The 263-nt window shown below is 60.8% G+C and carries 1 pseudogene; it reads right to left on the minus strand.

Features of this window, described 5'->3' with window-relative positions:
- A pseudogene (locus THIARS_RS18000) lies at window positions 1-263 on the minus strand (arsenate reductase (azurin) large subunit); the annotation flags it as partial.

Below are 263 nucleotides of genomic sequence, written 5' to 3' on the forward strand. Positions count from 1 at the left end.
TTGTCATGGCGCGGAATGGGAAAGTCGGCGGCCGGATAGCGGGACTTGGGTTCCGGATATGGGGGCCGTGTGTAACCTTCCTGGTGACCGCCCATGCGCACCCAGCCTGTCCCACGTCGGCTGCCCACATTGTGCGTGGCCACGACAACGGCACCGATGGCTTGTTCAGTGACGTAGTTGTTGTTGCCCCAGATGATGCCTTTCTCGAAGGCATGCATGGTGCGTGGCTGCTTACCCGGAGCCTTGGGTTTGTAGCTCCACTC

It is taken from the genome of Thiomonas delicata (assembly GCF_900088825.1).
Lineage (GTDB): Bacteria > Pseudomonadota > Gammaproteobacteria > Burkholderiales > Burkholderiaceae_C > Thiomonas_A > Thiomonas_A delicata.